The organism is Pseudobdellovibrio exovorus JSS (genome assembly GCF_000348725.1).
Taxonomy (GTDB): Bacteria; Bdellovibrionota; Bdellovibrionia; order Bdellovibrionales; family Bdellovibrionaceae; genus Pseudobdellovibrio; species Pseudobdellovibrio exovorus.
In genome coordinates this window covers 669030-688681 of sequence record NC_020813.1, presented here as the reverse complement: position 1 = coordinate 688681, position 19652 = coordinate 669030, and the positions used below count along the sequence as shown (strand labels likewise).

At 41.7% G+C, this 19652-nt stretch carries 20 protein-coding genes; 7 read left to right on the top strand and 13 right to left on the bottom strand.

Translation table 11 applies throughout. The features are described from left to right. Window positions 1–37: 37 nt before the first annotated feature. The gene (locus A11Q_RS13375; RefSeq protein WP_015469409.1) at window positions 38–577 is read right to left on the bottom strand and encodes a hypothetical protein; all 540 of its coding nucleotides are present in this window, start codon (window positions 575–577) and stop codon (window positions 38–40) included. 110 nt (window positions 578–687) lie between these two features. Here A11Q_RS13375 and lipA point away from each other — a divergent pair, with 110 nt between their 5' ends. From lipA to lipB, 4 genes are read left to right on the top strand one after another with little or no spacing between them, the layout of a single operon-like run. Beyond that, the gene (gene lipA, locus A11Q_RS03500; protein WP_420806412.1) at window positions 688–1749 is read left to right on the top strand and encodes a lipoyl synthase; all 1062 of its coding nucleotides are present in this window, start codon (window positions 688–690) and stop codon (window positions 1747–1749) included. Then, window positions 1739–3391 (top strand): 2-oxo acid dehydrogenase subunit E2, encoded by a 1653-nt coding sequence (locus A11Q_RS03495; RefSeq protein WP_015469407.1) that lies wholly within the window; start codon window positions 1739–1741, stop codon window positions 3389–3391. The genes lipA and A11Q_RS03495 overlap by 11 nt, the downstream gene beginning before the upstream one ends. Continuing rightward, window positions 3391–4833, top strand: coding sequence for a dihydrolipoyl dehydrogenase (gene lpdA / locus A11Q_RS03490; RefSeq protein WP_015469406.1), 1443 nt, complete (start codon window positions 3391–3393; stop codon window positions 4831–4833). The genes A11Q_RS03495 and lpdA overlap by 1 nt, the downstream gene beginning before the upstream one ends. Continuing rightward, window positions 4826–5485 (top strand): lipoyl(octanoyl) transferase LipB, encoded by a 660-nt coding sequence (lipB, locus tag A11Q_RS03485; protein ID WP_015469405.1) that lies wholly within the window; start codon window positions 4826–4828, stop codon window positions 5483–5485. The genes lpdA and lipB overlap by 8 nt, the downstream gene beginning before the upstream one ends. Before the next feature lie 7 nt (window positions 5486–5492). Here the strand turns inward: lipB and A11Q_RS13370 are convergent, their stop codons facing one another. The 4 genes from A11Q_RS13370 to A11Q_RS03465 form a co-directional block, all read right to left on the bottom strand. Next, window positions 5493–6962 (bottom strand): two-component system sensor histidine kinase NtrB, encoded by a 1470-nt coding sequence (locus tag A11Q_RS13370; RefSeq protein ID WP_015469404.1) that lies wholly within the window; start codon window positions 6960–6962, stop codon window positions 5493–5495. A gap of 3 nt (window positions 6963–6965) precedes the next feature. After that, on the bottom strand, window positions 6966–7376 hold the full coding sequence (locus tag A11Q_RS03475) for a MaoC family dehydratase (RefSeq protein ID WP_015469403.1): 411 nt from the start codon (window positions 7374–7376) through the stop codon (window positions 6966–6968). A 15-nt stretch (window positions 7377–7391) separates the two neighbouring features. Beyond that, the gene (locus A11Q_RS03470) at window positions 7392–8723 is read right to left on the bottom strand and encodes a PhoH family protein (RefSeq protein WP_041575058.1); all 1332 of its coding nucleotides are present in this window, start codon (window positions 8721–8723) and stop codon (window positions 7392–7394) included. Window positions 8724–8827: 104 nt separating this feature from the next. Then, window positions 8828–9331, bottom strand: a complete 504-nt coding sequence (locus A11Q_RS03465; protein ID WP_015469401.1) for a PilZ domain-containing protein — start codon at window positions 9329–9331, stop codon at window positions 8828–8830. A gap of 128 nt (window positions 9332–9459) precedes the next feature. Between A11Q_RS03465 and A11Q_RS03460 the strand changes: the two genes are divergently transcribed. Genes A11Q_RS03460 through A11Q_RS03450 form a run of 3 tightly spaced genes read left to right on the top strand, consistent with a single transcriptional unit; the run spans window position 9460 to window position 11941 of the window. Further along, window positions 9460–10293: an energy transducer TonB family protein gene (locus tag A11Q_RS03460; RefSeq protein WP_015469400.1), complete on the top strand. Its 834-nt coding sequence runs from the start codon at window positions 9460–9462 to the stop codon at window positions 10291–10293. A 14-nt stretch (window positions 10294–10307) separates the two neighbouring features. Continuing rightward, the gene (locus A11Q_RS03455; protein ID WP_015469399.1) at window positions 10308–10871 is read left to right on the top strand and encodes an outer membrane beta-barrel protein; all 564 of its coding nucleotides are present in this window, start codon (window positions 10308–10310) and stop codon (window positions 10869–10871) included. After that, complete coding sequence (locus A11Q_RS03450; protein WP_015469398.1) at window positions 10859–11941, top strand: aminopeptidase; 1083 nt, start codon at window positions 10859–10861, stop codon at window positions 11939–11941. The genes A11Q_RS03455 and A11Q_RS03450 overlap by 13 nt, the downstream gene beginning before the upstream one ends. An 11-nt stretch (window positions 11942–11952) precedes the next feature. Here the strand turns inward: A11Q_RS03450 and A11Q_RS03445 are convergent, their stop codons facing one another. From A11Q_RS03445 to rlmN, 8 genes are all read right to left on the bottom strand, one after another. After that, window positions 11953–12474 carry a hypothetical protein gene (locus A11Q_RS03445; protein ID WP_015469397.1) on the bottom strand — a complete coding sequence of 174 codons (522 nt, stop codon included), beginning with the start codon at window positions 12472–12474 and terminating at the stop codon, window positions 11953–11955. Window positions 12475–12527: 53 nt separating this feature from the next. Further along, window positions 12528–13013: a hypothetical protein gene (locus A11Q_RS03440; RefSeq protein WP_015469396.1), complete on the bottom strand. Its 486-nt coding sequence runs from the start codon at window positions 13011–13013 to the stop codon at window positions 12528–12530. Continuing rightward, window positions 13010–13639, bottom strand: coding sequence for an RNA polymerase sigma factor (locus A11Q_RS03435; RefSeq protein ID WP_015469395.1), 630 nt, complete (start codon window positions 13637–13639; stop codon window positions 13010–13012). The genes A11Q_RS03440 and A11Q_RS03435 overlap by 4 nt, the downstream gene beginning before the upstream one ends. 309 nt (window positions 13640–13948) lie before the next feature. After that, the gene (locus A11Q_RS03430; RefSeq protein WP_015469394.1) at window positions 13949–14860 is read right to left on the bottom strand and encodes a diguanylate cyclase; all 912 of its coding nucleotides are present in this window, start codon (window positions 14858–14860) and stop codon (window positions 13949–13951) included. Between the two features lie 62 nt (window positions 14861–14922). Next, window positions 14923–16044, bottom strand: a complete 1122-nt coding sequence (locus A11Q_RS03425) for a metallophosphoesterase family protein (protein ID WP_015469393.1) — start codon at window positions 16042–16044, stop codon at window positions 14923–14925. 2 nt (window positions 16045–16046) lie between these two features. Continuing rightward, window positions 16047–17384, bottom strand: a complete 1338-nt coding sequence (locus A11Q_RS13365; protein ID WP_015469392.1) for a hypothetical protein — start codon at window positions 17382–17384, stop codon at window positions 16047–16049. 112 nt (window positions 17385–17496) lie between these two features. Then, the gene (locus A11Q_RS03415; RefSeq protein WP_015469391.1) at window positions 17497–18411 is read right to left on the bottom strand and encodes a PfkB family carbohydrate kinase; all 915 of its coding nucleotides are present in this window, start codon (window positions 18409–18411) and stop codon (window positions 17497–17499) included. Further along, window positions 18374–19513, bottom strand: a complete 1140-nt coding sequence (gene rlmN / locus A11Q_RS03410) for a dual-specificity RNA methyltransferase RlmN (protein ID WP_148284928.1) — start codon at window positions 19511–19513, stop codon at window positions 18374–18376. The genes A11Q_RS03415 and rlmN overlap by 38 nt, the downstream gene beginning before the upstream one ends. Window positions 19514–19652: the final 139 nt, after the last annotated feature.

Genomic DNA, 19652 nt, shown 5'->3' with positions numbered 1-19652 from the left:
CATTTTTGACATTATGACCATAAATTTTCAGAGAACCTCACAAAATGTCCGGATAGAATGTGGACATATTTTTTTCGTCCACAATAACGTCCTGTAACGTTTTTGAAACATAACTGGATTCGACAATACGCCCCTGCAAACAGTTTTGAAGCTGATCTTGACTGATACCATCATACACACAATCACTTACATCCCACGCTCGCTCAGAATAGGTGATTAAATATCCAACTTCTTTTCCTGCCTCGTAAAAAATCGCCACTTGATCTAACTGCGTGGGTCCTTGCGCTTCGTAATCACCTTCTAAAATCGTATCAGCCCAGACCTGAGCTTGATCAAAAGCTAACTGCTCGAGCCGCTGTTGCAGTTCGGGCTTAAGCTTACTGCCTTCACCATATCGATAAACAATTCGCCGACTAAATGGAGGCTGACAATTCGACTCACCACAGGCATCAGAAAGCTGCTTCACCACCTGTGAAAAATCCGCTTTGCCTTGCGTTGAATCCACAGGAAAAGCCCTTGCTCCCACTGTCCCAAAAACTAACCCTAAAAATACAAGCTGTAACACTTTCAATTTCATCGTCAAACTCCTGTACAAATCCAAAAAGCAAAGCTCAAACCGCTCTTAAAACGATTTAGTTCACACCCTAAATTCGCACACCGAATCGTCCGATCAATTTTACCTATTTCATCTTGAAAAGTAGTAGCGACCAAGCTAGAACAGTCACTCTAAAAGATGGACTAAAAATGCTTAAAGAGGGTGCAATGTCTAGCGACTCAACAAATGATTCAAAGCCTCCACAAAAGCCGCATCAGCCGAAGCCCGATTGGTTAAAAGTACGGGCTCCTAGCGGCGAAAACTATGTCCGTATCAAAAACATGTTAGGCGACCTGAAGCTGGCCACTGTTTGCCAAGAAGCTCGCTGCCCGAATATGGGCGAATGTTGGTCTGGTGGTACAGCCACATTCATGTTGATGGGTGAAGTCTGCACTCGCGGTTGCCGTTTCTGTAATGTCAAAACAGGTAATGCGAAATTAGGTCTTCCTCCGGTTGATCCTTTCGAACCAGAAAAAGTGGCTTACTCGATTTCACAAATGAAATTGCATTACGTTGTGATCACCTCAGTGGATCGCGACGATATGCCCGATCAAGGTTCCGACCATTTCGCCCGCACAGTAAAAACTATCAAAAAACTGGATCCTAATTTAATCGTAGAAATTCTAACTCCAGATTTCCGTGGTGACGAAAAATTAGTTCATCACCTTGCTGGTGCAAAACCAGATGTCTTTGCTCACAACATTGAAACAGTCGAAAGACTGACTCGCTCTGTACGTGATCCACGCGCAGGCTATCGTCAATCGCTGCGTGTATTGGAATCTGTAAAAGAATTTGATCCGACTATCTACACCAAAACTTCCATTATGTTAGGACTTGGGGAAAAAGATGAAGAGGTCATCCAATCCCTAAAAGATCTACGCGCTATTGGATGTGACGTTGTTACTTTTGGGCAGTATCTACAGCCCACAGTCAAACATCTAAAAGTGATGGAATATGTTACTCCCGAAAAATTCGCTGAGTGGCAAAAGCTGGCAGAGAGTATGGGCTTTTTATATGTGGCATCAGGACCACTTGTCAGAAGCTCCTATCGTGCTGGAGAATTCTTTATGAAGGGTATAATTGAAAAGAAACGACAACAAGAGCAGTCCCAAGCTCAGATGACTGCAGAAATGAGTGTAACAAATGGCAACTGATGTAAGACTACCGGAATTAGGCGAAGGCGTAACAGAAGGTGAATTGGTTAAATGGACTGTGAATGTTGGCGACACTGTTAAACCAGATCAAACAGTTGCTGAGATCATGACAGACAAAGCAACAGTGGAAGTTCCATCTCCGGTTGCGGGTGTTGTGAAAGAATTGAAATTTAAAAAAGGCGATATCATCAAAGTTGAATCTGTGATTTTAACTCTAGATTCAGCGGCTGGCGCGACAAAAGCGGCTCCAGCGGCAGAAGCTGCCAAACAAACGGCTCCAAGCGCGGCCCCAGCGGCATCTGCGGCAGCTTCTACTGGTGCGAGCACTGACGTTAAATTACCTGAGTTAGGTGAAGGCGTAACAGAAGGTGAATTGGTTAAATGGACTGTGAATGTTGGCGACACTGTTAAACCAGATCAAACAGTTGCTGAGATCATGACAGACAAAGCAACAGTGGAAGTTCCATCTCCGGTTGCGGGTGTTGTGAAAGAATTGAAATTCAAAAAAGGTGACATCATCAAAGTTGAATCTGTGATTCTAACTTTATCGGGTGCTGCTGCGACAGCCAGCGCTCCAGCTAAAACGGCTGAAAAAGCTGCGGCACCTGCTACGGCTTCATCTTCTCACTCAACGTCCCATTCATCTTTGGCTCCAGCATCTATGGCGGCAGCGTCTACAACAGGTGCAGCTATCTACCCTCCTGTAGCGGACTCTAAAGTGTTAGCGACTCCAGCGACTCGCCGCTTAGCGCGCGAAATGGGCGTGGATATCAATGGCCTAAATGGTTCTGGCTTAGCTGGTCGTGTTACCCGTGACGATGTATTGGCTAGCAAAGGTGGTTCATCCGCAGTTGCCAGCACTGGATCAGGCGCTGTATCGGCAGGTGCTCCTTCAATGAACTTCCCAAAACCAGCTTACAACTCGACACAAGCTCAAGCTGAAGAGCGTGTTGAACTTGCGGGTATCCGTAAAAAAATCGCGCAAAATCTACAGATGGCAAAAGCCATCATTCCTCATTTCACTATTATGGATGAGGCTGACGTAACTCAGTTATTTGCTTTGCGTGAATCTCTGAAAGATTTCGCCGATAAAAATGGAACTAAGATCACTTACTTACCAATCGTGATGAAGGCCTTAGTAGCGACTTTACGTGAGTTCCCACAATTCAACGCTTCTATCGACGACGCAGCTTCACAGATCGTTTACAAGAAGTACTTCAACATCGGGTTCGCAGCAGACACACCAAATGGACTTTTAGTACCTGTAATTAAAAATGCAGATCAAAAAACGATCTTAGAAATTTCAAAAGAAATCATTGATCTGTCTAAGCGTGCACGCGATGGAAAACTAAAACCAGATGAGATGAAAGGTGCAACTATCACGATCACAAACATCGGTTCTGTTGGTGGAACATACGCAACTCCGATCATCAATCACCCAGAAGTGGCGATCTTAGGTATGTACAAAATCCAAGATAAGCCTGTGTTGAAAAAAGATGGTTCAATCGGATTCATCAAATCAATGAACTACACAGTGACTGCCGATCACCGTCTTATCGATGGTGCAGTTGCAGCTAACTTCTTAAAATCATTTTTCAGCAAAATTCAAAACCCTGGCGTTTTGATGATGGGGATGTCGTAATGCAAAACTTTGATGTTGTTGTTATCGGATCAGGTCCCGGTGGTTACGTAGCCGCTATTCGCTCGGCACAGTTAGGATTTAAAACAGCTATTATCGAGCGAGAAGCTTTGGGTGGAGTCTGCTTAAATGTGGGCTGCATCCCATCTAAAGCTATGATCACAGCTACACACTTACTACATAAAGCACAGCACGATTTTAAAACCATGGGTTTGAATATCAAAGGTGGCATCGATGTCGACATGAAGACATTGGTAAACTGGAAACAGTCTGTCTGCGATAAAATGTCTGGTGGAGTTAACCAACTTTTAAAAGGCAACTCAGTCACGATTATTAAAGGCAATGCTGAATTCAAAAATTCAAAAGAATTGACTGTTAAGTCTTCAACAGGAACAGACACTATCGCAGCGAAATATTTTATCGTCGCAACAGGCTCACGCCCTATTGAAATTCCAGGATTCCCATTTGATGAAAAGAATATCTGCTCATCAACAGGTGCTTTGGCATTTGATGAAATTCCAAAGCGCGTTGTGGTTATTGGTGGTGGATATATCGGCTTAGAAATCTCATCATACCTTAGAAAATTAGGGACAGAAGTCACTGTGATCGAAGCCAATTCATCTTTGTTAGCCGGTGTTGTTGACCCTGAGTGTGCTCAAGTGGTGACTCGTAAAGCTGAAAAAGCGGGAATCATCATTAAGTATGGCGCTAAAGCTAAAGGTCAGAAAAAAGTTAAAGATGGTTTCGAAGTGACCGCTGAGATCAACGGAAAAGATGAAGTCTTTAAAGCTGATAAAATTTTAGTGACTGTGGGCCGCCGTCCAAACGGAGACCAAGCTAACCTGAAAGCTGCCGGTATTGCAGTGGATGAACGCGGCTTTATCAAGGTCGATGCTCAAAGACGCACGAATGTTTCTAATATCTTTGCTATCGGTGACATCTGTGGCCAACCCATGTTAGCTCACAAAGCGTCACACGAAGGCGTGATGGTGGCTGAGATTCTATCAGGCGCTAATCGTGTTTACGATGCGAAAACAGTTCCCGCAGTGGTCTTCACTGATCCGGAAATCGCAGCAGCAGGTATGACGGAAGCAGAGTGCCGCGCTAAAGGCTACAACGATCTATTGATTTCTAAGTTTCCATTTGCAGCTAATGGACGCGCCGTCAGCATGAGCGAAACAGATGGTTTCGTCAAAATGATCGCCGACAAAAAGACGCATGTTTTGTTGGGTGTGCACATCGTAGGGCCTGAAGCTTCTAATCTGATTTCAGAAGCTGTATTGGCTATCGAAATGGGTGCCCGTCTAGAAGACTTGGCTTTAAGTATCCATCCTCATCCCACATTGGGCGAAACGATGATGGAAGCAGCCGAAGCGACTTTAGGACATGCCATTCATATTATTCAAAAACCATTAGCGAAATCTGGTAAATCGGCGCATGCATAAGCCAGAGTTTCAAGATTGGGGGCTGATTGACTATCAATCGGCTCTTGATAAACAGCTTGAACTCGTTGATATCCTAAGCCAGAACGATGATCATTCTGGCTTTTTAGTTTTTTGTTCCCACCCCCATGTTGTGACCACTGGACGTCAGACTCAACCCGAGGATATATTCTCGTGGAAGGGTCCGATTGTTGAGGTTTCGCGCGGTGGACGTGCCACCTATCATGGTCCCTCTCAATTAGTGGTCTATCCTATACTGAACTTAAAAAAGCCTCGACACGACAGAGGCGCACAAGAGATTCGTGGATATTTGCGCGCTTTAGAAAAAGCTATTGTCGTCACCTTAGCTGAATATGGTGTAAATGCCATTGGCAAGACCCCACAAAAGCTAGCCGGACAACAAAGTGAAACAGACGAAACTGGAGTCTGGATCGGACGGCAAAAAATCGCCTCGTTGGGAATTGCTGTCAAAAAGTGGATCTGCTTTCATGGCGCCGCTATCAATCTAGAATATGATCCTGAAGCTTTCCAAGGAATGAACCCCTGTGGATTTACATCGAACACCATGATCTGTCTTGAAACACTTCTTGATAAAAAAATAGATCGCAGCGAGTTTGCCAATAAACTCAAAAAAAATATCGAAGACCTTGTCTAAAAAACTCTTAAATTTTGGGTAAGGTGAAGACGAAGCACGTATTCGGATTCTTTTTATCAAAGTAAAAATCACCTTTGTACTTTTGAATAATCTGCTTAGATACACTGAGTCCCAAGCCAGTTCCCTTTCCTGTCGATTTAGTTGTAAAAAAAGGTTCCATCATTTTATTGATGATCTCTGGCTCTATTTCAGGGCCTGAGTCGACCACTTCTACACGATATTTTTCTTTTACAATACTCAGATTAATGCGTGCCCAACCACTGGTTTGGTGAGAAACCGCATCGTAAGAGTTATTTAAAAGATTCACTAGAACCTGTACAACCTCAGAAGGGCGAACTCGCGTTCGGTAGGTGTAATCAATTTTTTCATCCGTGACGACAAATAAGTTCAGACGTTTTTTTCTGAATCTCTCTTTAGAAATTTCAAATGCTTCGTCAATTAAACCCAAGACGCTGACGTTTTCAGGAGGATCTAAATCCGCTTTGCGAGAAATGGATTTTAACGATTTAATAATTTTATCAATACGAACACAGTTCTGAACAATGAGTTCTAAATCTTTACGAAAAGCATTGATGTCACTATTGGGATTGCTGATTTTCTCTTGTAAAAGTTGCGCTTTCCCTTGAATGATCATCAGGGGATTATTCACTTCATGCGCAATTTCAGCGGCCATTTCACCCAGTGACGCCATTTTAGACTGCTCAACAAGTGAATCCTGAATTCGCTTCATATCTGTGATGTCACGAATAACGCCGACTAATACTTTTTCATTCTCACCAATATTTAGAGGTGTCTTTTTTGTTAGAATGTCGCGAGTTCTTCCCCAAGCATCAATGATCTTTTCTTCATTTTCGTTAGGCTTATTGCTTAAAAGCACCTCTTGATCGCGGGCCCAGTAGATTTCGACAAACTCTTTTTTAAAAAAAGCCATGTCATCTTTACCGATGAGTTCTTCACGCTTCTTACCTAAGAGCCTCTCGAATTCAGTATTCGTATACACCCACTGGTGCTTTTCATTTTTTACAAAGATCGGATCGGGAACTGAATTCAAAATATTTTCAGTAAACTTTTGCGCCTTACTTAACTCTTCTTGAAGTATGATCTCTGAAGTCACATCCCAACTGAGTCCAATCAAAAGCTCTTTACTGCGTAGTTTACTGTTAGTGTATACACAGGTGCGAATATGCTTAATCTTATTTTTAGGAAGGACTATTCGAAAAAGATGTCTGTTATCTTTTTTTCCTTCTATAACTGAATTTACATATTTTTTTAAGCCATCTTGATCTTCAGGATGAACTTTATCTAAAAAGCTCTTTAAAGGGCCTGTGTAATCATCACCTTTAAGATCGAATAGCTTTTTAAAGCCATCATCCCACTTCAAAACTTCTTCAGCCAGGGATAGCTCCCAATAACCCATTTCTGCATTACTTAATGAGTCTTGATACTTCTTAAGCAAAGCAGAATCAGGCTTGGACATGCCTTATTTGACTCCCCAGCTCATCATAATTGTCGCTTCACCTTTAAGAACAAACTCACCTTGTTTGTTCTTTGCATTTGTTTCCACAACGCCGAATCCACGAGATTTATGTAACTTGATCACTTCAAATTCAAAGGTAATATCATCATCAATAAAAACAGGATTCGAAAACTTTAGCGATTGCGCCAAATAGATTCCACCTGTTCCAATTTTCTCGGTTAAAAGACGAGAGACTAAAGCACCCAAAATCATGCCGTGAGCAATACGTCTTTTGAAACGAGTGCTCTGTGCATACTCGTCATCAAGGTGAATTGGATTAAAGTCACCAGACAGTTCGGCAAACTGCCGAACCATCTTATCCGTGATTTTTACGGTTTCTTGCGCTTTAAAACCTACACAAATTTCTGACTCCAACTCAATCCCCTTAAATTATAAAATATTAGCAGCTAATTCAGCTAATGCAGATCTTTCACCTTTAGTTAAGGTAACGTGAGCTGCAATTTCTTGTCCTTTAAATCTCTCGACAGCATGGGTAAGACCCGAGTTCGCAGAATCGACGTACGGATTATCAATCTGGTATACGTCACCTGTTAACACGATCTTTGTTCCACTACCTGCGCGAGTGATAATCGTTTTGATTTCGTGCGGGGTCAAGTTTTGCGCTTCGTCCACAATCAAATACTGTTTCGGGATACTTCGTCCACGGATATATGTCAGTGGTTCAATATTCAGCATGCCTTGATTGATTAACTCTTGTGTACGACCTGCTGCTTTTTTATCAGCACCCATCAAAAATTCCACGTTATCGAAAATAGGTTGCATCCATGGATTCAATTTTTGCTCGATGTCACCTGGTAGGTAACCAATGTCACGTCCCATAGGAAAGATTGGACGCGAAACCAGTAATCTTTGGTAGCGACCTTCATCCAAAGTTTTAAATAGGCCAGCTGCGATCGCTAAAAGTGTTTTACCCGTACCGGCTTTTCCCACCAAAGAGACCATCATGCACTCGTCATTCATCAATGCATCTAACGCGAAGCTTTGCTCTACGTTACGTGCCGTAATGCCCCAAATGCTATCCGGAGGATTGATCAAGGGAATGATTGCTTTTTCTTTAAGTGAGTAGCGGCCAATCGCTGAGTGATTTGGATTAGATGAATCTTTCAAAATGACATATTGATTGCCATACAGTTTCGCATCGATCGTCACTTTTTTATCTTGGTAGAACTGATCAATTTTTGAAGGGGCTACGTCGAACTCTTGATATCCTTCGTATAGGTCTTCTTGATTTACATCTGAGTTATCGTAGTCAGTTGCATAAATACCATAAACATCGGCTTTGATACGCAAGTTGATGTCTTTTGAAATCAACTCCACTTTCGAACGTGGATGTTGTTTTTGTAAAGCTAAGGCTGTGCTGAGGATACGATTGTCGGCTTTGGCTTGATCTAGCTCAGTGCCTAACCCCGAAATTCCCATATCAGTCGTGATGTAGACAAACGTTTCGTGATTATCAATTTGCACACCCTGAGCAAGACTTCCTTTATTTCTAAGAACATCCACAAAGCGACTGAACTGACGAGCATTTCGACCATTTTCACCTTGGTCACGTTTAAATTTATCGACTTCTTCAATGACAGCAAAAGGGATGTGAATATCAGCATCACCGAACTTCAAAAGAGCAAAGGCATCAAATAGAATTACATTGGTATCAAGAACAACTTTGCGACGCTTCGTTTTGACTGTCAAATGGACCTCCATGGTCGAACGTTAGTAGCAGTTTAATCCCTTTAAACTGTTACCTAAATTCGACAATAGAGCCGGTCTAAAGTCACACTCTTTTCTTGATTTTTTTCAGACAGAAATTAGGAAATTTTAGTCACCATAAGGTCGCCATTATCTTTTTTCAAACCATGGCTTACAGCTTCGATGAACTTCACGAAATACTGTAGCGCAGCATCGTTTGCAGGCTGATGCGTGAACACAGAACCGTGACGAGTGACACCTTCTACAGCCTCAACGGTAACATGCTTTACACGGACTTCAATAGGAAAATAAGTCTTCTGATTCAGGTAAACGCGCATCGAAATTTCTTCGTTGGCTTGGAAGGCTCCTTGCTCAGCTTCCACATCAAAAGAGATACCCTGCTCTGAAATATCGTAAATCGCCACTTTTAATAGCCCTTTTTCAGGCACCACTACCATAGCACTTACAAACTCAGTTAAGATCGTTCTTTTAATTTGACGTCTTTCATGGCCCAAGATTTTCTGTTTTTGCTCGTTGTAATCCACAACGTTTACAGCCTGTGCAGACGGCTGAGCCGTAGCGGTTGCTTTAAATCTTGTACTTAAATCAATGACTTTACCCATGTAAAAACCCCCAGATATACCTCTATCGGCAGAAAAGTGTTTCAACTTGAGCCCTCCACCCCCTCTTTCAACTTGAGAGTCCCCGTTTTTAATACTAGATTAACTGCGTGAAACAATTAGGGTTTTTTGTGCTTTTCAGTTTTATTTTTCATTTTCTGCTGAGTACTTCGGCCCTGTACTTCGCAGAAAAACTCTACCAACAAAACCCGACAACTGAACTGACTCAAATTGAGATCCTTGATCCAGCTTCAGAACCCTCGCTTCAAGATAAACTGGAACAAGCGCGCCAAATGGTGAAACAACTCGACACCACAGTGAAGAAAATCAACGACCCCACTCTGCGAGCTCGTTTTGAATCCGAAAAAACTCAGCGAGTAGAAAAAGAAACGAAAAGTAACATCCTTGGCCCAACAGTGAATTCAGTTGCAACACCTCCTCCCACTCCGCCACAACCAGAAAAAGTACAAAAGCCTGCGGAAGACTCCGATCTTCCGGAGTTCGCACGTCCTCGTGTTCCCTCGGCTCCCAGTCAGGTCAGTCAACCTTCAGCTATCAGTTCACTTCTTCCAAGTGATATTCAAAACTCCAACGCCACCAACCTCAATACAGACGCCAACATCTACTACTCATTCTACAGTCGCGTGGAAGATTTGTTTTATGTTCGTTGGGTCGAACGCGTTCGTTATTATTGGGACCGGCTAGATCCTGACTTCAAACGTCGGAACCTCAGTGGAAAAACCTGGTCCACACAAATTGAAGTTTGGCTGACGTCTACAGGAGAATATCATTCTTCTTATATTCGCCAGTCCAGTGGCTACAAACCCTTTGACGACGCCACTGTGCACGCTTTCCAGAATGCAAAGTTCTTTCCCAACCCTCCTCGGGCGAAGGTCGAGGCCGACGGCTTTGTTCGTCTTAGGTATAGATTTAACGTCTATGTGGATGCCTACCGCTCTAATTGAGTTAAAATAGGGGCATGGCTTACCTCAAAATTGCTGCCTACTTTTTAGTCCTTGCGTTCAGTATTCCATCGCATGCCCTGTTAACAGAATTGGGGGTTTCGTATGGGTACTCAAAGAAAACCTTTAATTCAACCAACTTTTATCAGACCGATTCGATATCTGGCTCGGTGGCTTTTTACTTTCTAGAAAAATGGGCCATTGAAACCAGCTACACGGAATCTTTCTATGAAAGCCAAGAATCGGACATCACGTCTACACGTACCGTTCAGCAAAGAAGCAAAATCGCCAATGCCTCACTGATGTGGATGATGTTAGACAGAAGCAGTGCCGTTCAGCCTTACATCAAAGGCGGAGCCGCCCACATCAGAAAAAATCAAACAATCAAATACGTTAATGCTAACTCGATTGAAATACCGGAGTCTGCGGGTTGGGCCCCAAGTTATGGTGTGGGGCTTAAAGTGGCTTTAACAGAAAGATTCTCTGTGAAACTTTCTTACGATGTTTGGAAGACACCACTTAGTGATGGAACGAACTCTGACGATACTTCGTTTAAAGCAGGCCTTACTTGGTACCTTTAAAAAAAATATTCTTACTGAGTTTGACTGCAACTATTCTGAGCTCCTGTCAACTGAACTACCTATGGCATGTCAGTTACAATCACCTGAGTATGCTGAATTCAAAAGAGTCCATCGACAGCATCTTGTCATCAGATCGTGTGAATGAAGAACAGAAAAATAAAATTCGCCTGAGCCAAGAAGTTCGTGTCTTTGCTTTTGAAAAATTACAGCTCAAAAAAACTAAGAACTATTCTGAATACGTTGATCTTAAACGCCCCTACGTCACCTATACAGTGACCGCTTCGCAAAAGTGGAAGTTTGAGCCCTATCTTTGGAATTTCCCCATCATTGGTAAAGCTCCCTATAAAGGGTTTTACAGTGAAGCGGCCGCTAAAGAAGAGGCCACAGAGCTTGAAAAGAAAAATCTGGATGTCACCACACGTGGTGTTTCAGCTTACTCGACACTGGGAAAAATGACCGACCCGCTTTTGTCTTCTATGTTGAATTATCCTGAACATATTCTGACAAACACCATTATTCATGAATTGGTGCATACGACTTTATTTATCAAAGATAATATTGATTTTAACGAGCGGCTTGCTGTTTTTGTCGCCAACAAAGGCACTGAAATTTTCTACTTAGAAAAAGAAGGCAAAGATTCACCGACATTAAAACGCATTCAAGATGAAAATCACGATGATGAGCTGTTTTCTGCTTTTATCACGGCCGAGTTAGACCAACTCAAAAAATGGTATGAAAATTTCGATCCCACAGCGCTGCCCCAAGAGGATCAAGAGTCCGTTCGCAGATCCCGTTTAGATCAAATCGCTCTAAATTTCGAAAAGAATTTAAAACCTAAACTTCGCACACGCTCATACGAGCGACTTTTCGGCAAACAGTTTAATAACGCCGATTTAAGTATATACAACACCTATATGAAAAGCTTAGATATGTTTGAAACTGTCTATCAACATAACGGAGCGAACATCCCTCAGTTTCTAAAGAAGTGTGAAGAGCTCAATAAGGCCGATAACGCAGAGGCTGAGTTTGAAAAGTGGGCGCAAGACTACCGCGCACAAGCCGCAAAATAACCACCAGATAGCTACTCTGATTTTTCAATAATGATTTTGGGTGGAGGCAACTTGCTGGCTGGATTGTCTGCGCCAGCCCCTTTCCGATTTGTATCGGATGCACGCTCTGATGCTAAAATAGTACGAATACGCGAAGTCAAATCACTCTTCACTTTAAGGTAAGAAACAAACTTCTTGGATCCTAGCAATTTTTTGATTGAGTTAAATTCGTCTACCGCAATTTGATTGTAGCTTTCAATTAACTTCAAATGCGTGCGTAATTCAGCTTCGCTTGCATTTTCTTTTAAGGCTTGTACTGAATCTTGAATTTTTTTGTTAATCTCTGATTTGCGTTTATTTAAAGATTTATTGATTTCAGTAAATTCTTTTTCTTCTTTAGCTGTTAGTTTGAGTTCATCGCTCATTTTCCAAATGAAAATGTCTTCTAAATAACTTCTTTTGAGTTCTGCAGATTCATTAGCAAGGGTTACTGACGAGGTAACTGAAAAAATAAGGAAAAGTTGAAGTGAAAGAAGAAACCGTTTTTTTAACATACATATTGAGTATGCCCGAGCTGACTTCGGACGTCCATTTCCGAGTCGTGTACTTACAATGAGGACGACAAGGCTTTATTAAGCTCGACTATAGTCGAAAGATCCTGCCGACTGAGCATCTCTGCAAAAAGATCCTCTTCATTTTGATAACTCGCAGCAAGCTCTGACCATTTAGCCGGATCTTTTTGCGCCTCTTTCAAAATGCCCTCTTGGTTGCTGATTTGAGTCAGATTCATCGTTTGAACCTGACTCTGATATCCTAACTGCAACAGCCCGAAAGCCGCTGCAATCACCAATACACTCACTCCAGCTTTGGCTGCTTTTTTAAATTTAGCACGCTGGTGTGAGGTCTTACGTTCGAGAAAAACCCACGTTTTAGAAAGACGACTGAGCTTTTTTATTTCAGCATTATCAACAGACAACATGATTCGGTCGTGCAAATTATTATAGAACGACTCATCCATTGGTAGTTCTATAGAATCTTCAGCTTTTAGCTTCTTAACCAGAATCATCTCTTTCATGCTCTCTGTTTTCTTCATTCAGCCTCCACAAATTTAGTATTCAACTCCATAAAAAATCCTCCGACATCCTCTGTCCACTTACGAAGCTCTGATTGCTTTTCAAAAACATCTTTTAACTTCATCAATGCATGGCGGTAGTTTGCTTTAGCAGTGTCATAAGGACACTCCATGACTTCTGCGATTTCAGCAAAACTCATGTCCTCGTACACTCTTAAAACTAGGGCGGTTTTTTGTTTGAATGGCAGACGATCCACTTCTTTTTGGATGATCTCACTCACTGCTGCATGCACCAGAGAGTTCTCTGCCGTAGCGGATATACTTAAGTTCACGTCATCAATGTTAGAGAAATCATATCTGTTTTCTCGTAACTTGTTACGTGCCGTGTTTACCGCTATTTGATATAACCAGCTTTTGAATGAAGCACGGCCCTCAAATAACGCCAACTTCTCGTAAGATTTGATGAATGCTTCTTGCACAACATCCTGTGCGGCATCCATGTCCTTCATAAATCTCATACTCAACCGTAGTAATCCTCTTTGATGTCGTTTCACGAGTTCTGAGAAAGATGAGCGTTGTCCCTTACGCACTTCTTCGATCAGTTGCATATCTGTTTTTACTAGATCTTGATCGCTTTCTCTTTTCATTTAGACAGCCCCCCTGTCATATTCGGTTAAGGTTTTTTACTTTTTTTCATGCTTAGAGCTCTAAGTTCCCCCCTTATTGCATCTGAGCACTCGATATAAATAATAGCAATACCTATGCCGCCGAGTCAGAGCCAAAAAGATACTAAAGTATTGATTTTATTAGGTTTTTATAAAATTGACCTATTGGTATTATAAATTTTTCTTATGTGACAACTATTTATAGAGGCAAAAATGAACCTAATGGCCCCACATAAAGTAAAAAAGATTTAAAAATTTAATTTAGAATTTAACTTAAAATTTGAAAATAAACTAAGCCGAAACAGTCACGCGATTGCGGCCGTTTTGTTTACTTTGATAAAGAGCCTGATCGGCGCGATTGTAAATTTTATCCCATGAATCCGCTGCAACTCCAGTAGATACACCGATAGAAATCGTCACCTTAATCTGCTGTCCATTGAATAAAAACGGATGGGCTTCCACGGTATGACGAATTCTTTCCGCCACTTCTTGAGCCGTTTTCAGTGGTGTCGCTTGCAATATAACAACGAACTCTTCCCCACCATAACGAGCGAAGTAATCATTAGAGCGCACCAGTTTAGATTGCATCAGGCTGCCCAGCTCTTTTAGAACGTAGTCCCCGCCGGGATGGCCATAGGTATCATTGATCTTTTTAAAGTGATCAATATCAAACGTAATAACAGACAATGGCTCAGATAAAACTTCTGCACGCTTCACCGCTTCAGGGCCTTTTTCAAGTAAAGCACCTTTACTGAAAGCTCCTGTCAAAGCATCCTTTTGCGCTTTTTCAAAAACTTGCTGATTGGTAATCGATTCCAAATTTCCTTTTTCAAGAAACTTAAAAATCACATTTCCCGTTTTGATCTGATCATTATTCACCAACTTACGCTTTGTCATTGGCGCCAATGGCATACCATTCACAATCGTTTTATTGGTTGAACCCATATCTAAAATAAAAATGTCATTACCCACCACTTCAAAACGAGCGTGTGAACGACTCAGCGATGCATCAGAAACGTAGAGTTCAGCTTCAACAGAGCGACCAATGATCATATCACTTTTTGTGATCAACCATTGCTTACCGACATAACCTTGCGGTCCAACCAAAACAACAACCGCAGGAGGAGCATCATCAGCTGCTTTTAGCTTCCCCTTAAACGTCTCGGTTGAAATTATACTGGTTTTATCAGCGGTATCTGACATCTGTTATTTATCCTCGATTAACCATTATGTATGAATAATTTTTTTCATACAAGCAAGATAATCTACGCAACTGCTACGTCTTCCTCGATACGATGGAAACCCTTCCACTCTTTCAGCCTACCCCTAGGTCTAGCGTCTTGATCTCCATAGTCGAGCAACACATAAGTAAGCTTTGTGATTTTGCCCAATGATACGACATCCAAAGATGTTAATTCAGTCCACGTACCTGTATTGAAATACTCTTTTTGATTGGCCCACTGTCTGTATTCATACACATGTGTGTGACCGAAAATCACTGTGTGAACTCTAGGGTCACTCAGAATTCTTTTTGCCGCCGTGCTTAAATCTGGAAAGATGGCGCTTTCAAAAAATATTTTTATCAAATTTTTAAAAGACCAACGAAAGCGAACGTCTGTCGCAAATAGAATGCGATACACGTACTTAAATAACTCAATAAATGCTCTTAGCGTCAAAGAGGTCTCGTTGAATAAAGACCATTTGAGCATCTGTCCGAATGGTCTGACCTTATCTACGTGAGGATATCTTTCTTTAACCTTGAGTACTAGCTCTACGAAAAAATGGGACCCGAATGGTAAATTTAAAATGGGCTCCGGTAGGCCCTGCTTTAAAAAGAATTTTTTAGGATCCATTCGATTTGCCGCTTCATGCATGTGTCCATGTTCTATATGCACACCATCAAAGTAGTAAATAATATTTTTGTATTGCAGCGGATGCCCGACCACTTGATCCAAATAATCACGACAGGCTTGAAACATCATACCCTGATCATGATTACCAATGACATAAGTGATTTTACGATTGGGCTGCGATAAGAATTCACCCATAGCTTTGAAGACCTGCGAATGTCCTTTAATAACGGACTTCAACATTTCAAGCGCGATGCTCTCTGTAACCACTGTTAAAAAATGACCTTTATAATCCACAGAAATAAAATTCAGAAAATCACCATTGATGATGATCTCGACGTCATAGTCACGATATCCACCCGTCGAATAATACTGAATGAACTCGACTAGTTTTTCTGCGTAATAAAATTCTTCTAACGAATTTAGACTGCCATTTTCTAGCTGACGTCCTTTGCCCAAGTGTAAATCGCTCAGCACAAGTTTGATTTTTTTAGCAGCAGATGGTGGTGTCGTCACATTTGATGTGGTTTCTGGCATAATCAATCAACTTTTTTCAATGCAGCTTTGTTCTCTTCTTGTAATTCCAGATTGGCCATTGCTAAACGCAAGGCACGAGTTGTACGTTTGAATGACTCTTGGCTCGACTCAATGGCTTTATTAAGCTCAACGCATTTCTGACGATAGCTTTCCACTTCCATCTGCAAGACATCCATTTTACGTCTAAGATCTAAGATCTGCTCATCTTTATTTTTAACAATGGCATTCTTTTCCGCACGAATTAGCTCAAGTCGATTTTCTAACTCGCGCTCACGTACACGAATTTTCTTCATGTCAAATTTAAGACGAGAATCTAATTCTTCATTTTTAAAATGTGCTCTTTGAAGTTCGGCATCTTTACGAGCCAAATGATTCTTCAATAAAACGATTTCATTTTTAAAAGAGTCTTCTAAACCATCGCGATCATTTTTATATTCAGCTAACTGACCTGACAATAAGTCAGAACGCTCTTTAATGATTTCAGATGCGGCCATTAACTCTTCATTTTGTAGACGTAACTTTTCGTTTTCGCGCTCTAAATCTAATATTTTTTCTTGAGCAATACGTAGATTTTCAGCTTGTGCTAAGTGCGAATCTGTAGAGCCACCGCTGTTCCACGCTGAATATCCCGATGAGGCTGCGCGGTTCTGCCCGACACTGACTTTGATTTTATCGTCGTAATCAGAAGGACTGCGAACTTGATAACCGGCTACGGCCACAGTTTTTTCAGAATCATTGGATGTCATGCCGCCAAAGTCAGAAGAGCCAAAACCAGCCTGAGCGAACTCAGTTGTTTTTTCATCTCTGCCAATAGCCATATTTTCATTAGGTAAAGGAAAGTCTAAAGAGTCTAAACTAGAACCTAAGCCCTCAGCTTGATCAGGAGTCCCTAATTCTAAACTGATGGCATTAGCTTGATCTGGTAGTGCTTGGGTCGCATCCGGAATCTCAAGGCTCAACGCTTCGTCTTCCGAAGGGTTATTCTGCATGAGTAACTGCCCAAGAGCTTCAGATAAATTAGCATCACCAGAATCGTCGTCTGCTAACGATAAATCTAATGTGTTCACAGTTCCTTGACTGGTATTGCGTGTCGATTCAAATTCATTTTCGATAGTATCTGAATAGTTAGCTTCGCCACCTTCAGAGCCTAGAACAAATTTATTTTCTTCAGGGATATCAGGCAACACAAGGCCTTCAAGGGCTGTGGACGTATTCAGCTCTAAACTATCAATGCTTTCTGAAGAGTCATCTGAGGACTCCAGACTCAAATCATCACCGACGTCTTTTAGTAAAGACTCGATTAATTCTTCTGCCGGAGTTTTAGATTTAGAGCTGCTCATACTAGAAATATCGGTTTTGAGACAGGAATACTTTAATTAAAAAGGTCTGTCTTTCTAGATATTTAAGAGCTTTTAAGCCCCACCAAGGTCTAGGTGAGGCTCTCGAGATAACCTAGTGGATCATCTGCTTTAATTGAACTAATTGACCCTCAAATAAATTCTGGTCGACTTTAATCAATGCTTTCATACTAAAGTCCTGTATCGTCTGACTCGACATCACTGTTCCAGCTAACGTCGCCGCTTTCAAATCGTTCCATTCTGGGATTTGATCAGCGTTCAAACGGGACGCAAGAGTTCCGAAGAATCCTCCGGCAAAGCTGTCGCCGGCCCCTGTTGGGTCCACCACATTTTCAACAGGCAAAGCTGGGATTTGATAAAAACCATATTTTTGTGAATACAGAGTCGCACCATACTCACCTTTTTTGATCACGACATACTTCGGTCCCAACTCAGCTGTTTTTTTAATAGCTGTAATCGTATTAGAAGTTTGCGTTAACATCTTCGCTTCTGCATCGTTCATAAAAACAATGTCTACTTTTTTAAGAACTTCGCGTAGCTCAGATTGTTTTGAACCAATCCAGAAGTTCATTGAGTCCATACCCACGAACACAGGCTTCTTCACTTGTGAAAGCACCTGCAATTGCAAGGTCGGATCAATGTTCGCTAGAAAGACATAAGCTGAATCACGATAGTCCTCTGGCAAAGTCGGATTGAATTGCGCAAAAACATTGAGTTCTGTTTTAAGCGTCACGGCCTCATTCAGATTGTTTTCGTATGTACCTTCCCAGTGAAACGTTTTACCAGCAACAGTTTGCAATCCTGTTAAATCCACTTCACGCTTCAGAAGAATTTGACGATCTTGTTCTGAGTAGTCTTCACCGACCACACCAACAACGCGCACTCTAGAAAACAAGCTTGCAGCTAAAGAAAAATAGTTAGCTGATCCGCCCAAAGACTTTTCAGCCTTCCCTGACGGGGTTTTTACAGAATCATAGGCTAGGCTGCCCACCACTAAAACGGCGCTCATTAGTTCCTCCAATTTTTGAGTTTGAAATATCCATCGACTCTGGACGATTTGCTGTCGTGGTCAATTGCCCACAGGCTGCAAAAATATCACGTCCCATAGTACGTCTTAATAAAACTTGTGCTCCAAGGCGCATACACTCTGTATGGAAGGCCTGAACTGTTTCGTCCGAAGGACGTTCAAAACCAGAACCTGGATGTTCATTAAAAGGAATCAAATTGATTTTACAAGGGACATCCCGCAGAAGTTTTACTAATTCACGCGCATGCTCCAATTGATCTGTAACACCCTTTAACAAAACATATTCCATAGTGATCTTATCGCCAGTCGCACGAGCATAACGACGACACTCGTCTAGCAAATCTTTAAGAGGATATTTTTTATTGATTGGCATCACCAATGAACGAACCTCATCGTTGTAACCATTCAAACTCACAGCCAAACGCACTTTCGCTTCCGCTACACGATACATTTCAGGAATAAGACCTGAAGTCGACACTGTGATTTTTTTACGAGACAAATTCACACCCCACGGAGAGTGAATCACATCTATCGAACCAAAAACTGCTTCACAGTTATCTAATGGCTCGCCCATGCCCATGAAAACAATGTTGGAAATTTTTAAATTTGATTTCGCCAAAGTGTCTTGCACTTGCATAAACTGCCCGACGATTTCTTCTGTACTTAAACGGCGCTTTAATTTTTGCTTCCCTGTAAAACAGAATTTGCAGGCCATGTTACAGCCAATCTCAGAAGACACACATAAAGTCAGACGATCATCTGAAGGGATAATTACTGACTCAATAGAGTTGCCATCGCCGACATCGAATAAAAACTTCTGCGTGCCATCCACACTGACTAAGTGTTTTAAAATTGGTGGCATATCAAACGTGATTAGGTTCTTAAGTTCGCTGCGCAGATCCTTTGACAGATTCAACATCTGATCAAAATCAGTCACGCGCTGTTCGTAGACCCATTTAAAAATCTGTTGGGCTCTGTATTTTTCTTTGCCGTATTGTTTTAGGAAACTCTCAAGACCTTCAAGAGTAAAAGAATAAAAATTTCTACGTCCCGTAGTCGGGTTACTTTCTAGATTCTGCATCATGGCTCCTCTGCATCGTTTTCGGGGACCGAATTGACGATAGCTCTGCTTACAACAGCAGTTGGGTTAATTCCCATTTATTACGAGGAGTTTTATAGTTAAATCCGCGGAAAAAGTAAAGAAAAGCCTCAATATAAGGCCC